Below are 14248 nucleotides of genomic sequence, written 5' to 3' on the forward strand. Positions count from 1 at the left end.
CTGTGCGGGGGTGTTTATGTTGATCATTTTGATTTTTTAAAGGAAGCTTCATATTCTTCTATGATTTTATGACCACCGTTTGATTTCCACTTCTCTACATCTTTCTTAAATTGATCTTCACTGATGTCTCCAAGAATGAACTTATAAGTCGCATCATCGATGATTTTTTTCAACTCGTTTCCTCGCTCTGAGGCTGTTTCTGAATACAGGCTTTCAGCAGGATTGGCGACGATGATGTTTTGATTGTCTTCTTCTAGCTCTTCATATTTTGTACGAACCGCATCTCCTTTATTTTTCAAGTAACGTTTATCAATTCCTACTAGACTGACAAGCGGCTGTACGTCTGTCTGCCAGCTTTTCACTTGGCTTTCTTCTCTGACAAATGTATTCCCTTCTTCTTTCTTATAATGCTCGCCATCAATACCGTACGTCATGAGACCATATACATCTTCTTCTGCAATGCGGTCAAAGAAGGCCAAAATCCGTTTTAATTCTGCCTCTGATTTCACGCTTGTTTTAGGGAATGCAAAGATACCATTATGACCACCTGATGCCCACACACGTTCTTTGCCATCTGGGCCTTTGATTCGGTTGATGATATCTATTTCCATGTTTTTATCTGTCGCGTCATCTCTCAAGTTCACTGCGTCTACCATATTCCCAACATAGATCCCTGCTTTTCCTTGTGAGAATAATTCCTGCTGCTGTGTTTTGCTTGTAACAGGGAAGTCTTTGTTGATATAGCCATTGTCACGCAGTTTCTTCATGTATTTCATTGTATTCATGTACTCATCTGTCATGAAGTCTGGCGTGAATTTGCCGTTTTCTTCTTTCCAGTCTGTCGGCATTCCCTCATATGAACCGAGTGTTTTAAATGCCCCATAAATCAAATCGTTCCGATCCGTAAAGCCAATTGTATCCGCTTTTCCGTTTTGATTCGGATCTTTTTCAGTAAAAGCTTTAGCTACCTCATAAAGATCATCCAATGTTTTTGGTGTATCCAAATTTAAATTTTCAAGCCAATCCTTTCGAATGACAATTCCTTGTCTTGAAAGTGGTCTCTCTCTATAAATGCCATAAAGCTTACCGTCTATAGAGGCGTTTTTATTAATCAGTTCGTTCATCTTACTTAAATTTGGATAATCCTTTAAATACGGACCGACTTCCCAGAACATGCCTGATCTGAACGCATTAATAGCAGACGAATTCTTAATGTCTTGAATCGTGACAATCTGCGGCAGATTCCCTGCGGCAAGTGCGGAATTTAAACGGTCTTCCTTCACGGCATCAGGCACCCATGTAATATCAAGCTCTGTATTTGTGAGCTTCTCAATCTCTTTTATGACGGAATCCTTCGGCGGCTGCTGATGATACAAAATAGCCATCCAGGTCAGCTTTACCTCTTTATTTAAATCAACCTTTTCATCTGATGAACTTGTTCCTTTGCTTGAACATGCGGATAGAATACCGCTTGCTGCAAATAACAGGACAAACGCAATCAACCATAATTTCTTTCTCCCCATAAGATCCCTCCGTTGTTCCATCTTTTTAACCTTTTACAGAACCTAGTAATGCCCCTTTGTTAAAATGCTTTTGAATAAATGGATAGACAAGCAGAACTGGAATGGTCGCTACCACAATGACAGCCATTTTAATCGTTTGGTCTGGCGGTGGTGTGGATGATCCCATATCCGACATATCTCCCTGCATTCCGCTTGAGACAATGACAATCTGCCTTAGCAGCACCTGAATCGGCCATTTCACTGAATCATTTAAATACAGGATGGCGGTCATGTACGTATTCCAATACGTCACGGCATAAAAAAGTGAAATGGTCGCAATAGCTGGCAAAGAAAGTGGCAGCACAATTTTAAAGAAAATCCCTAAATCGTTACAGCCATCCATCTTCGCTGATTCCTCAAGGCTTGCCGGGATGTTTTGAAAGAAGTTTTTCAAAATGATCAAATTGAATGCATTGATCGCAACCGGTAGAATAAGTGACCAATAGGTATCAAGCAGACCAAGTGTTTTCACCACAATAAACGTCGGAATCATACCTCCACTAAACAACATCGTGAAGACAACGAGAAACATCAATGTTCTCCGGCCTTTTAGCTCCTGACGAGACAGCCCATATGCCATGAGTGAGGACAAAAACATGCTGACAGCTGTTCCAACGAGCGTCACAAGAATGGACACAATGAGGCTACGATACACAATATCCGTAGAGAAAATATATCGATAGGCCTCTAAAGAAAACGTGGTCGGGAACAAGATAAACTTCTTCGTGATGACCTCTTCTACTGTAGCAAAAGAGGCTGCAATGACATGGATGAACGGAAGCACACATATTAATGCGAACATGAGTAGAAAAGAGTAATTAAATAAGTTGAACAATCGGCCTTTAATAGAACGATCTATGTTCATCACGCCCTTTCTTTGAAAGCGTTATCATTTCGTCCGAAAATAAGCTGCAGCCCGTGACGATATCGTGATTAAAATGTAACAAACGGGGGAAGAAAGCGTCTATAATCATCTTGACAGACCAACTGGATGGATCCTGTCAATCGTGCTTTTATGCTCATGAAACAAAAGAATAAGATCATCAGCTAATGACATGATTATGCCCTATGCCTGATCATTTTCTTCTAGGATTTCCGTCGTATTTACATCAGGTCTGTAGCCTAACTCCTGCTTTATTTTTTCCGTAGACCAGGGCTTTTCTTCGTTTTCTGATACGGCATAATATGTCCCAAAGGGGACGGTCGTTTCAATCGCTGCCTTTGTCATCCCTATAAGATCTTCATGTGACAGAAGTGTTCGTTTCGTTCTTCGTTTCTTGTGTAATGCCTCCATCTCATCCGTCACAACCGTTCCAATCCGTAAATTAATAACAGACATCCCCGTTTGATCGTGGAACAAACGGCCTAGCTGTTCTGAAGCAAATTTTAAAATACCATAGACATTTTTAGTCGCTGGCACATCGTCTGTTGTAATATTTCGCCCTAGTAAGGAGCGGCCATCCTCTTCATAACGATCGGTCACATGATTGCTGCTTGCAAAAATGACTTTTCGTATGCCGAGACGTGCAGCTGATCGAAACATATAATAGGAGCTCCTCCAAAAAATATCATTCATTTTTTCAAACTCCTCAAGATTCATCACATCATGCGTCATATCCATGTTTAAAAGGTGCATGATGACATCTGTATCTCTCGGAATCGCCTCATATAATTCCTGTTCATTCGCTGCATCTGCTAAAATGGCTCCTTTTACACAACTCGTTTGATCAATGATGGTGATCTCGTACTCAGAAGAGAGCGCTTTTGTTAATATACGGCCTATCACACCGCATCCGCCAATGATCGTGATCTTTTTCATCTGTTTCCTCCTTTCTATTGACGTAGTATGTCCAAGCCTTTATGGGTTACAGCCATTTTTTCAAAAATCGAGTGGCCTCGTGACGCATAGCGGCTGTTTCAAAATGACCTGCATGAAGACCAACAAGCTGATACCGTTCTTTCAATGAAGCAGTTTGATAGGTTTGACTCAATCCCTTTTGAATGCGTCCGACGCCTTCAGCAGGCGTGAGCGGATCAAGTTTTCCAACTAAGCTTAAATGCGGCCTTGGAAAAATCATTGCCTGAATATCAGCTGCTGTAAAGTACTTTGCTAAGCTTGGTACATAGTAATAAAAGCCATGCCTGTCTAAATTGTTCGTTTCAATTAATGTGTGATGATCGACCTGTGCGCAAAGATCAATACACACACTGACCCTCTCATCAAGCGCAGCAGTCCACCAGGAAAGAAGCCCTCCCATTGACATTCCAAAAACAGCTAACCGGTCCGGCAGCACATCAGATCGAGACAGCACATAATCAATCGCACACATGCTTTCATACAGCATCATGCCCCACATCACTTTTCCTGTTAAAAGCATCTCCTTAAAAATTTCACTTTCTGTTCTTCCTCTTCTCTCACCAAACCCTGCATGATCGATAGCCAGGACACTATAGCCTTTTGATGTGAACTCTTTCGCATATGAAGGCGCTTGCAAATAATGAGCACCTTTGATCAGCTCTTCCTTCCCATCCACGTAGTTCCCGCCATGAGAGTGCTGGAACAGCACAACAGGTCTTTTTTTCACCGTATCCTTTGGCTTTACAAAATAAGCAGGCACTTCCTCTACACCATGAATCGAAAGAATGAGTGTTTCGACTACATACGATTCACGTTCCTCGATCTTTAACGTATATGCCTCCACGCGATGGCGTTCTGGCATTTCTCCTAACAGACTGAGCAGTTGTTCACGTTTGCTTTCCTTTTCCATTGACGTCACTCCTCATTTTCTTGATCACCTGTTAAAATACGAGGTCGATGAAGTAATCACCTTGTTTTCGACAAAATTATGTCCCGGGAAATAAAGAACACCCACCGGTTCATACCGATGGGTGTCATCATTAGTTCGCAACAATATTGACAAGCTTCCCAGGAACCGCAATCACTTTGCGAATGGTTTTCCCTTCAAGCTGTTCTTTTACGCGTGCATCATTTTTCGCAAGCTCTTCTAACTGTTCTTTTGTTGCATCAGCAGGAACGGTTAATTTTGCTTTCACTTTTCCATTCAACTGTACGACAATTTCTACTTCATCGTCGACAAGCTTTGACTCGTCATATTGCGGCCATGCTTCATAAGAAATAGACCCTTCATGACCAAGTTTATTCCAAAGCTCTTCTGCTAAGTGCGGTGCAATTGGAGAAAGAAGTTTCACAAAGCCTTCTGCATATTCTTTCGGCAGTGTATCAGCCTTGTAGGCATCATTGATAAACACCATTAATTGTGAGATCCCTGTATTGAAGCGCAGGCCTTCATAATGGTCCGTTACCTTCATCACGGTTTCATGATAGCTGCGTTCTAATGCGCCTCCAGTTTGCTCCGTCACTTTATCACTGATTGTGCCATCTTCATTTGTGAATAGACGCCATACACGATCAAGGAAACGGCGAGCACCATCAAGTCCTGTTTCAGACCAAGCGATTGATGCATCTAAAGGTCCCATGAACATTTCATAAAGTCGTAATGTATCCGCACCATGAGATTCTACGATATCATCTGGATTGACAACGTTCCCTTTTGATTTACTCATTTTTTCATTATTTTCTCCAAGAATCATTCCTTGGTTGAACAATTTCATGAAAGGTTCTTTTGTAGGAACAACACCGATATCATACAAGAACTTATGCCAGAAGCGCGCATATAGAAGATGCAGTACAGCATGTTCTGCTCCGCCGATATATACATCAACAGGAAGCCATTTCTTTAGTTTCTCAGGAGATGCAAGCTTTTCTGAGTTATGCGGGTCAATATAACGTAAGAAATACCAGCAGCTGCCTGCCCATTGCGGCATTGTATTGGTTTCGCGGCGTCCTTTTTTACCTGTTACAGGATCTACAACCTCAACCCACTCTTTGATATTGGCTAAAGGTGATTCACCTGTACCACTTGGCTTAATCTCAGTGGTTTTAGGCAAAATCAGTGGAAGCTCTTCCTCTGAAACGGCTGAAGAAGTTCCGTCCTCCCAATGAATAATTGGAATTGGCTCACCCCAGTAACGCTGGCGGCTAAATAGCCAGTCTCTTAAACGATATGTGACTTTCTTTTCGCCTTTTTGATGTTCTTCAAGCCATGCAATGGCTTTTTCAATCGCTTCTTCTTTTCCTAATCCATTGAGGAAATCAGAGTTAATGTGTTTTCCATCACCTGTGTAAGCTTCTTTTTCAATGTCTCCGCCTTCTACAACTTCCTTGATTGGAAGATCAAATGTTTTGGCGAATTCATAGTCACGCTCATCATGGGCAGGTACCGCCATAATCGCGCCTGTTCCATAAGTAGCCAGCACGTAATCTGCAATCCAGATCGGCATCTTTTCACCATTTAATGGATTGATGGCATAAGCGCCTGTGAAAATACCCGTCTTCGTTTTTGCAAGATCTGTCCGCTCTAAGTCGCTCTTTGATTGAATTTCTTTGATATATGCTTCGACTGCTTCTTTTTGAGCAGCTGTTGTAATTTTTTCAACAAGTGCATGTTCTGGTGCAAGTACCGCATATGTTGCACCAAATAATGTATCCGGACGCGTTGTGAAAACAGTAAACTGTTCGTCATGTCCTTCTACTTCGAAATGAACGTGTGCACCTTCTGAACGTCCGATCCAGTTACGCTGCATATCTTTGATGCTTTCAGGCCAATCAATGTCTTCTAAATCTTCTAACAGCCTGTCCGCATATGCCGTAATCTTCAGCATCCATTGCTTCATCGGACGTCTTTCAACTGGATGCCCTCCGCGTTCACTTTTTCCATCAATGACTTCTTCATTTGCAAGAACTGTACCAAGCGCCGGGCACCAGTTCACTGGTACTTCATCGATATACGCCAATCCCTTTTCGTACAATTTCAAGAAAATCCATTGTGTCCATTTATAATAATTCGGATCAGTCGTGTTGATTTCTCGATCCCAATCATATGAGAATCCTAGTGATTGAATTTGGCGGCGGAAGTTATTGATGTTCTCTTCTGTAAAGACCGCTGGATCATTCCCTGTATCTAGTGCATACTGTTCTGCTGGAAGACCAAATGCGTCCCATCCCATTGGATGAAGAACATCATATCCCTGCATACGTTTCATGCGTGATAAAATATCCGTTGCTGTGTAGCCCTCAGGGTGCCCGACATGAAGCCCTGCTCCTGATGGGTATGGAAACATATCAAGCGCATAGAACTTTGGTTTATCTTCCGAGTCAGATGTGGCGAATGTTTTATGTGTCAGCCAATAATCCTGCCACTTCTTTTCAATTTCCCGATGCTGAAAACTCAATGTGAAAACCTCCTTTAATATGTACGGCTGTATCTGCTCAGATGACCACTGCAAGAATTCAGATTTTTCTAAAATCAACAAAAAACCCTCATCCCTGGAAAGGGACGAGAGATTTTTTGGTTCCCGCGGTACCACCCTTGTTAGCGTCACTTTCTGTTTGTACGCTCACTTAATATCTTTAACGCAGACATGCGACAGAAGCTTTAACGCAACTGCAACTCTGAGGCGAGTTCAGAAGCAGATTTGATTGACTTTCACCAGCCGTCAATTCTCTAAAGACAAATACTGCTTTCCTACTACTCCTCTTCACTGTTCTTATCGTAACCGTCATCTAAGTAGTATTTTATAGAATTATGATCATAAGTGCAAGCAGGTTTGTATACAATGGGAATGTACCCTAGATCAGGGTAAAGTAGAGGATATTATTCGTGTGGAGATCGGTTATGACGGTTGGAGTCTGCATCCTGTGAACGCTGTTCTCTTACAAAATCAAAGCTTCGCAGAACTGCTTCTCCTCCGTAACCTGAAATAATTGATAAGATGACCAAGTGCAGACTAGAATCGGGATTTGAGGATAAGACAAGCAGTGTAGCGGCAATCATCCCAACGAGCCAATCTTCAATAAACCCTAAATAAATAAACTTTTTTGTCATTCTGGGCTTCTCTAGCCTGCCTTTTTTCTTTACGTGACCGAGAATGCCCATGACCCCTCCAATGGCGCAAGCAATAATGACTTGTTGCAGCATTTTCATCACCTTCCTAAAGCCCTTAGAATAGTAAAGCGACTTCAGGCTGTCCAGCCCCCTGTAATGCCATTCTGCTGTTCCGTCATAATCCATGTAAAAGGTCTATTCTCTCTAACGAAGAAAAAAAGCTTGTTTCTTCCATTATATGTGAATGACCCAAAAACAATCTTGATGCATTGGAATCATTTTTACCTAATCCATATTAACTATTTTTGTCATTTTATGAATTATGAGCAATTGATTCCTTCTTTTTCTAAAGAAAAGTCTCCTTACTTACTATATTCTAATGGAGGACAAACTATGATGACAAATTTAACAAAGCCATTGCAATCATTGAAACAGAACATATGTTATGTTACGTTATTAAGGAATACTTTTGGTTGAAAAGACAGCCATTTGATATGTCTGCTAGTAGCAGCAAAGGAGGGTAATATGGTCAGCTCGAACATCTTCGGCTTGCAAAAACAGCTTGAACTCATAAAAAAAGCGCTAGATCATGCGCGGATCGGTGTTGTCATTACAGACCCTTCTTTAGAGGATAACCCTATCGTTTATGTGAACCATGGCTTTACACACATGACTGGATACAAACCAGATGAGATTCTTGGGCGTAATTGTCGATTCCTTCAAGGAAAAGACACAGATCAAGAGCAGCTTGATTTAATACGTCATGGAATACAGAATAAAATACCTATTACCACACAGCTAAAAAATTATAAAAAAGACGGTACTTTTTTTTGGAATGAACTCAATATAGATCCTCTATACATTGAACAAGATGATAAAACATTTTTCATTGGCTTTCAAAAGGATATTACGAAACAGAAAGAATATGAACAACTCCTAGAAGATTCCTTACAGGAAGTCACCTCTCTTTCGACGCCAATCGTCCCAATCAAAAATGGTGTATCTGCTCTACCACTCATTGGAAAACTATCTGAAGAACGCTTTGATGCCATTGTTGCGAAGTTAACTTGTATATTAGATGATTCAAAGGATGATTATTTAATTGTCGATCTTTCTGGCTTAATCGATGTCGATGATTCCGTTGCAGGACGCATTTTCAAGCTGCATCATCTTCTCAGTTTAACTGGAACCGAACTGATCATCACAGGGATCAAACCGCAGCTTGCGATGAAAATGAAAGACTTGGATACAGATTTCCAGGATGCGATCACATATTTGACGGTTAAGGAAGCAATCAAAGGATTACCATTAGCTGAAAACCCTGTGTAAACAGGGCTTTTTTAGTTAAACCGCCCCTAAAAATGGAAAAATGAGGTATGATAGGAGTAAATAGAGATTTAGGGGGGCTTCTAGATGATGATGTTACTCATCATAGGTCTTTTATGTGTTTGTTTCGCCATAGGATATGCCGTCAATTTCTTATTACTCAAACACCAGAACGAGCATATCTTTTCAAAGAAACTATTTTATCCTTTTTTGATCTTGGGTCTCGTCTTTTCCATTATGTCATTACCGTTTGCTGCCACAGATGCACCGAAGGCACAAGCAGATCCATCTTCAGAACAGCTGTTAAAGGATCAAAAGCAGCTCACATCTGACATATCGCGCTTAAAAGCTGATAAAGAGGAGCTTACTGCCTCTTTAGAGGACGCAACAAAGGATAAAGAAAAACTAGCTAAAAAGCTAGAAACCATCACCTCAGAAAAAGAAACAGTCAAAAAGCAAGAAAAGACCATTCAAGCGCTTGAAGAGAAAATAGACAAGCTTGCCTCAAGCAATGAAACACTCAAAAAAGAGAACAAGAAAAGCAGCAGCGATACGAAGTCTTCCACTGTTCAGCGCTCCGCTCCTAAAGATGAAGGAAAAAGTACAGGCGGTCATGAATCGCAGAAGGAAACAAAAAAAGAATCAGCAGCCTGTAACATCAAAGGAAGTGTCAATGGCATTTATCACACACCGAGTAGCAGATACTACTCTAGAACAAAAAATGTAACCGAACTATTCTGCTCCGTAGAAGAGGCAGAACGTGCAGGGTACCGGGCACCTAAGCAATAGCCATGTGTCACAAAAAAAGAACCTCCTGTCAGCCCAATCGGGTGTCTTAGGAGGTTCTTTTTTTAGATTTCTCTTCTTAATGCTGCTAATACATTCGTTTTTGTTGCTTTACGTGCCGGATTAAGCCCTGAAAGGATCGCTACCCCTGCGCTAATCACTGTTGCTGTGATCACAAGGCTGAGCGGAATATAGGAGAAGGTGATCGAGAATTGATCGCTTGACCCTCCCTCTGACATGGACGACAAAATGGCTGGAATGATTAAATTGACGGCGAAACTAATGATATATGAGATGATAATACCGATGATCGACCCGATCACCCCAATATAAGCACTTTCCATGAGGAACATTCGCTTGATAATCGATGGATTCGCACCAATGGCTTTCATAATCCCAATCTCTTGTGTTCGCTCTGTTACTGCCATTGTCATCGTATTAAAAATACCAATTGCAGAAATAATGACTGCGATACAGCCGACAAAAATGAGTCCAATTTTGAAGACAGTAAAGAACATATCCATACCTTCGAGCTGATTCGTCACAGAGATGACTTGGTAGCCCTCATCTGTCAGCTTATTCGTGAGTGCACCGACATTGTCGAATTTATCTGCATAGACAGAGGTCATTTTCTCGACATTTCCTGCTTCAGGAGATAGATCAAGTATTTGACCAAATTCCTTTTCATACGCATTCGGAATGAGAATTTTATGATCCTGCTGCCACTCCAAATTTGGCTTTTTCATGACTCCTACTACACGGAAATCAAATGTTTTTTCTTTGACGACTTCATTTTCTTCGTTGAGTTTTGGTACCTTGATTTGAATCACTTTATTTAAAATATCTTTCGTGTAGCCTTTTGGCTCTTTTGGTTCTTCTTCACCGTTTGACGTTTGATTTAATTCTTTTTCATAGGCTTTGCGCTCTTTATCCGTCCAGAGAAGTTCAGCCATATGATACCCAACCACAATTTCGTTTGCTGATGTTGGGACTTTCCCTCTGTCTAGTTCAAGCCCTGCTTCTTTTTCCTCTTTCATATCGGTCAGAGCAGCCTGCGTTTCACTTGAGCGGTCATCGAGCTCGACGTTTACCGATGGAACGAGAGACGTTCTTGAGACGACAGATTTCACATGGTCATATTTCTTTAAATCATCTACCTTGACGGCACCTTTTTCCTTGCCTAACACTTTCACTTCAGTGATGATTTGCTGTTTCATGATTTCATCTTGCGCCGATTTTTGCAAACCAAAACCGACAGATGCTAGAACGATTAAGAAAGAGCATGCCATTGTCGTCGCAAGAATGGTCATAAACACACGCAATCTATTTTTCTTCATGTTTCTTCTAATGAATTTGACCTGATCTCTAAATTTCAATGGTCTGTTCCCCTTTCTTTAATACACCATCATGAAGCTGGAACGTTGTATCTGCAATTGAAGCGACTTCATCGTCATGTGTAATGATGACAAACGTGATTCCTTTTTCACGATTGAGCTGCTGGATAAAGGCTAGAATTTCTGCTTCGGTTTCTGAATCTAGACTGCCTGTTGGTTCATCCGCTAATATAATAGATGGATTTAAAATCAAGGCTCTTGCAATACTCACACGCTGTTGCTGCCCGCCGGACAACTCATTCGGGTAATGCCCTGTATGATGTTCGAGGCCTACTCGTTTCAGCATTTCTTTTACTTTCGTCTTTCGTTCAGACGGCTTCACACCTTTTAAAGTGAGCGGAAGTTCAACATTTTCATACGTCGTTAAGCTCCCGATCAATTGAAAGCTTTGAAAGATAAAGCCAAAGTGATCTAAGCGGAAGTCCGCCCATTCTTTTTCATTAAAGCCGGTCACATCGGTACCATCAATGACAATTTGTCCGCTCGTTGGCGTAATATATCCTGAAATTAAGTTCAAAAGGGTAGATTTCCCCGAACCACTTCGTCCCACAATACAAGCAATGTCGCCTCTTTTGATGGATAGGTCAATCCCTTTCAGCACAGGAATTTCATTCTCTCTGCCCTTTTTACCAATTTTAAACACATGATCTAACGCTTGAACCTGAATCATCTCTACTCCCTACTCTCTGTTTATCTTTTTCGATATATTAAGAAATAACTTGTTAGTGCACCTACAACGCCGCCTATTAACATGCCAGTGATATAACCAAACATGGAATTATCAGAAGAAAATCCAACCCATCCAAATCCTAGAACACCGAAGACAATGACCATAATCTGAATAGGTCTATCCATTTTTGAGTAAAGGAAGAACCGGCCATTTCGTTCAATCGGATGCTTCATAAAGCTAAGCAAACCAATGAGATAAAATACAATCATCATCACAATGGGTACGATGAATTCTTCACCAGTGAACCAAAGTGGATATTCATGTTGAAAACGTTCAGTGGTGATATAAGTAATTGGAGAAATAGGCGAGATCAAATAATTGAAGATCCGATCCATCCACATTCCACTTGTTTTCATGATAAAATCTAAATGAACGATCGGTAGTCCAATCACTAAAAAGGGTAAAATAGCTGTGCTAAATGCAACGATTGCCTGGGAAATAGCACTTCCTGTTAAAGTACCAGCTGCAAAAAACAAGCTATACATCATCCAAGAGGACAGCAGCGAAAAGAAATAACCGCTGTTAAAACCAGGTACCTCTAATGGATTAAGGCCTAATATAAGTAAATAAGTGAGAACATATGAGACGGCATGAATAATCGCAATGATTCCAGCGCCTAAGAAGAACTTAGTGTGATAAATCGTACTTCTGCTAAATGGCAAGGATAAGGTAAAATCCATCTGCCCTTTATTTCTCTCAAATCCAAGCTGAATCACAGCAAAGAAAATTCCCATTAACCATGAAAGGGAGAGAAAAGCATCCGTCTTAAAGATATAAGAAAAACGTGGTGAATCCGTAATACAAACTGTATCGTTTATGCACGTTTGAAAAGACGAATATTCCATTAAGAATGCAAAGGGCGTCGCAAGCGCCGCAACCAGCATCACTAAAATAAATGTCAGCTCTGATTGCTTCCACTCCTTATATAATAATTGCCGCTTTACCATCTCCGTTTCCCTCCAAACTTTGCAATGAATACTTCTTCTAAATTCACAGGCAGTTCATGCCATACTTTTGGCTGCAGCGACTTCAAGTACTCTTTAGCCTCTACATCGGTTTTAAGAACAAGCGCTGTATAAAAAATGCCCGCTTGATCTAATATAGCAACGCCATTTTTTCGTATACTCAAGTTCATATCTTCTTCAAAAGCCATCTGAATTTTGACATAATCATTCTTTAATTCATCTAGATCCATGACACTTGTGAGTTCATTTCCTTCTAAAAACCCGATTCGGTTACACATACGCTCAATATCCTCTAATCGGTGCGATGTAATGAGAATCGATGTTTCACGTTCCGCTACCTCGTCGATCATGAGCTGAAGAACATCATTTCTTGTGACGGCATCAATTCCATCTGTCGGTTCATCTAACAAAATCACCGCTGGCTTGATCGCAAAGCTTAAAATTAATGACAGCTGTTTTTTTAACCCTGTCGATAGTTCACGATATTTCACTTTTTCCGGAATTTCATAGCGGTTCACAAGCTCATTGGCATATGTCACGTCAAACTTCGGATAAATATGCTTTAACAGCTGGACAAGCTGTCCGTAATTGTATCTGTCAAAGTAGGGATTGACGACTGGCATATACACAATATTTTGCTTCACTAAAGGATGGTCTTTCACAAGCACGTCTTTAAAATAAATCTCTCCTTCATCTGGAAGAAGAATTTGCTGAATCAAGCGGAGAAGTGTTGTTTTTCCTGAGCCATTCCTGCCTAGCAGACCGAAGATCTCACCTTCGCCTATTTTGAAGGAAACGTTACTGAGTACTTCACGTCCATTTAATGTCTTTGATACATTTCTAACCTCAATCAACTTGTTTTCCTCCCTCAAGACTTGAGCCGATCTCTTCTATCCATTCCTTCAGTTGTTGAATATCAATACCGGCATAATGAGCTTCTATGATGAGTTGTTTTAATTGCTCCTTCATCTCCAACACCTTCCCTTCATTCAGCTTTAACTGAGCCCCTTCTGTTACATACGTACCGCGGCCTCTTAGTGTTTCAATAATCCCTTCCCGCTCAAGCTCTTTATATGCTTTACTGACGGTGTTTGGGTTGGCGATGATAATGGTGGCGAGCTCTCTGACAGAGGGCAGTTTGTCACCAGGTTTCATTACACCTTTTAGACATAAAATTTTCAACTGCTCAATGATTTGTTCATATAATGGCGCAGCGCTTCGTGGATCTATTTGAATCATGATGGCTCCCTCTTTCCTCATTCATGCTTTTGCAGTCCTATCGCTTGTTCATGCCCTTGCATTAAAGGGATTGAATTAGGTATCAAATCTTTTTGAACTTCAAAACCAATGAAAACGAGAACGAAAAAAAATGTACATGCTAACGCAACAGCCAGCACCATCCACTTCAAATTGATTGGTTTTTTTTCTTTTTTCATGGTTGAACACCTTTCTTCACTTTTTAAGTGTCTTTAGTGTATTAGTTGTTGTAGTACACCTAACACAATAAAGACACTCAGCC

At 40.8% G+C, this 14248-nt stretch carries 14 protein-coding genes and 1 other annotated feature; of the genes, 2 read left to right on the forward strand and 12 right to left on the reverse strand.

All coding sequences use genetic code 11. The features are described from left to right. Window positions 1–23: 23 nt before the first annotated feature. The 6 genes from C6344_RS09375 to C6344_RS09400 all read right to left on the reverse strand — a co-directional run bounded on the left by C6344_RS09375 (window position 24) and on the right by C6344_RS09400 (window position 7627). The gene (locus C6344_RS09375) at window positions 24–1523 is read right to left on the reverse strand and encodes an extracellular solute-binding protein (RefSeq protein ID WP_106072890.1); all 1500 of its coding nucleotides are present in this window, start codon (window positions 1521–1523) and stop codon (window positions 24–26) included. Window positions 1524–1548: 25 nt separating this feature from the next. Then, window positions 1549–2409: a carbohydrate ABC transporter permease gene (locus C6344_RS09380; RefSeq protein WP_087976618.1), complete on the reverse strand. Its 861-nt coding sequence runs from the start codon at window positions 2407–2409 to the stop codon at window positions 1549–1551. Between the two features lie 219 nt (window positions 2410–2628). After that, window positions 2629–3381, reverse strand: a complete 753-nt coding sequence (locus C6344_RS09385) for an NAD-dependent epimerase/dehydratase family protein (RefSeq protein WP_034665411.1) — start codon at window positions 3379–3381, stop codon at window positions 2629–2631. Between the two features lie 46 nt (window positions 3382–3427). Then, window positions 3428–4330 carry a dienelactone hydrolase family protein gene (locus C6344_RS09390; protein WP_060597050.1) on the reverse strand — a complete coding sequence of 301 codons (903 nt, stop codon included), beginning with the start codon at window positions 4328–4330 and terminating at the stop codon, window positions 3428–3430. Between the two features lie 130 nt (window positions 4331–4460). Then, window positions 4461–6875, reverse strand: a complete 2415-nt coding sequence (leuS, locus tag C6344_RS09395; protein WP_034665405.1) for a leucine--tRNA ligase — start codon at window positions 6873–6875, stop codon at window positions 4461–4463. A 97-nt stretch (window positions 6876–6972) separates the two neighbouring features. Continuing rightward, window positions 6973–7194: a binding site (T-box leader), on the reverse strand. Between the two features lie 103 nt (window positions 7195–7297). After that, complete coding sequence (locus C6344_RS09400; protein WP_223249904.1) at window positions 7298–7627, reverse strand: DUF4257 domain-containing protein; 330 nt, start codon at window positions 7625–7627, stop codon at window positions 7298–7300. A 426-nt stretch (window positions 7628–8053) separates the two neighbouring features. Here C6344_RS09400 and ytvA point away from each other — a divergent pair, with 426 nt between their 5' ends. Then, entirely contained in the window at window positions 8054–8857 is an 804-nt protein-coding gene (gene ytvA / locus C6344_RS09405; RefSeq protein ID WP_060597051.1) for a YtvA family blue-light photoreceptor, read from the forward strand. A gap of 84 nt (window positions 8858–8941) precedes the next feature. Then, window positions 8942–9643, forward strand: coding sequence for a coiled-coil domain-containing protein (locus tag C6344_RS09410; RefSeq protein ID WP_106048480.1), 702 nt, complete (start codon window positions 8942–8944; stop codon window positions 9641–9643). 62 nt (window positions 9644–9705) lie between these two features. Here C6344_RS09410 and C6344_RS09415 read toward each other — a convergent pair whose 3' ends face one another. From C6344_RS09415 to C6344_RS09440, 6 genes are read right to left on the reverse strand one after another with little or no spacing between them, the layout of a single operon-like run. Next, window positions 9706–11016, reverse strand: a complete 1311-nt coding sequence (locus C6344_RS09415; protein ID WP_060597052.1) for an ABC transporter permease — start codon at window positions 11014–11016, stop codon at window positions 9706–9708. Then, window positions 11006–11704, reverse strand: coding sequence for an ABC transporter ATP-binding protein (locus tag C6344_RS09420; protein ID WP_106071948.1), 699 nt, complete (start codon window positions 11702–11704; stop codon window positions 11006–11008). The genes C6344_RS09415 and C6344_RS09420 overlap by 11 nt, the downstream gene beginning before the upstream one ends. Window positions 11705–11724: 20 nt before the next feature. Continuing rightward, window positions 11725–12711, reverse strand: a complete 987-nt coding sequence (locus tag C6344_RS09425; protein ID WP_106036990.1) for an ABC transporter permease subunit — start codon at window positions 12709–12711, stop codon at window positions 11725–11727. Continuing rightward, window positions 12705–13583 (reverse strand): ATP-binding cassette domain-containing protein, encoded by an 879-nt coding sequence (locus C6344_RS09430; protein WP_060597055.1) that lies wholly within the window; start codon window positions 13581–13583, stop codon window positions 12705–12707. The genes C6344_RS09425 and C6344_RS09430 overlap by 7 nt, the downstream gene beginning before the upstream one ends. Beyond that, entirely contained in the window at window positions 13576–13968 is a 393-nt protein-coding gene (locus C6344_RS09435; protein ID WP_034665384.1) for a GntR family transcriptional regulator, read from the reverse strand. The genes C6344_RS09430 and C6344_RS09435 overlap by 8 nt, the downstream gene beginning before the upstream one ends. Window positions 13969–13985: 17 nt before the next feature. Beyond that, window positions 13986–14165, reverse strand: a complete 180-nt coding sequence (locus C6344_RS09440) for a hypothetical protein (RefSeq protein ID WP_034665379.1) — start codon at window positions 14163–14165, stop codon at window positions 13986–13988. Between the last annotated feature and the right edge of the window lie 83 nt (window positions 14166–14248).

The sequence above is a fragment of the Bacillus sp. GBSW19 genome, from assembly GCF_002998655.1.
Lineage (GTDB): Bacteria > Bacillota > Bacilli > Bacillales > Bacillaceae > Bacillus.

Coding starts and splice junctions, on each gene's coding strand:
- C6344_RS09375 (WP_106072890.1), bottom strand. CDS start 1,523: ATGGGGAGAAAGAAATTATGGTTGATTGCGTTTGTCCTGTTATTTGCA.
- C6344_RS09385 (WP_034665411.1), bottom strand. CDS start 3,381: ATGAAAAAGATCACGATCATTGGCGGATGCGGTGTGATAGGCCGTATA.
- C6344_RS09390 (WP_060597050.1), bottom strand. CDS start 4,330: ATGGAAAAGGAAAGCAAACGTGAACAACTGCTCAGTCTGTTAGGAGAA.
- C6344_RS09400 (WP_223249904.1), bottom strand. CDS start 7,627: ATGAAAATGCTGCAACAAGTCATTATTGCTTGCGCCATTGGAGGGGTC.
- ytvA (WP_060597051.1), top strand. CDS start 8,054: ATGGTCAGCTCGAACATCTTCGGCTTGCAAAAACAGCTTGAACTCATA.
- C6344_RS09410 (WP_106048480.1), top strand. CDS start 8,942: ATGATGATGTTACTCATCATAGGTCTTTTATGTGTTTGTTTCGCCATA.
- C6344_RS09420 (WP_106071948.1), bottom strand. CDS start 11,704: ATGATTCAGGTTCAAGCGTTAGATCATGTGTTTAAAATTGGTAAAAAG.
- C6344_RS09425 (WP_106036990.1), bottom strand. CDS start 12,711: ATGGTAAAGCGGCAATTATTATATAAGGAGTGGAAGCAATCAGAGCTG.
- C6344_RS09435 (WP_034665384.1), bottom strand. CDS start 13,968: ATGATTCAAATAGATCCACGAAGCGCTGCGCCATTATATGAACAAATC.
- C6344_RS09440 (WP_034665379.1), bottom strand. CDS start 14,165: ATGAAAAAAGAAAAAAAACCAATCAATTTGAAGTGGATGGTGCTGGCT.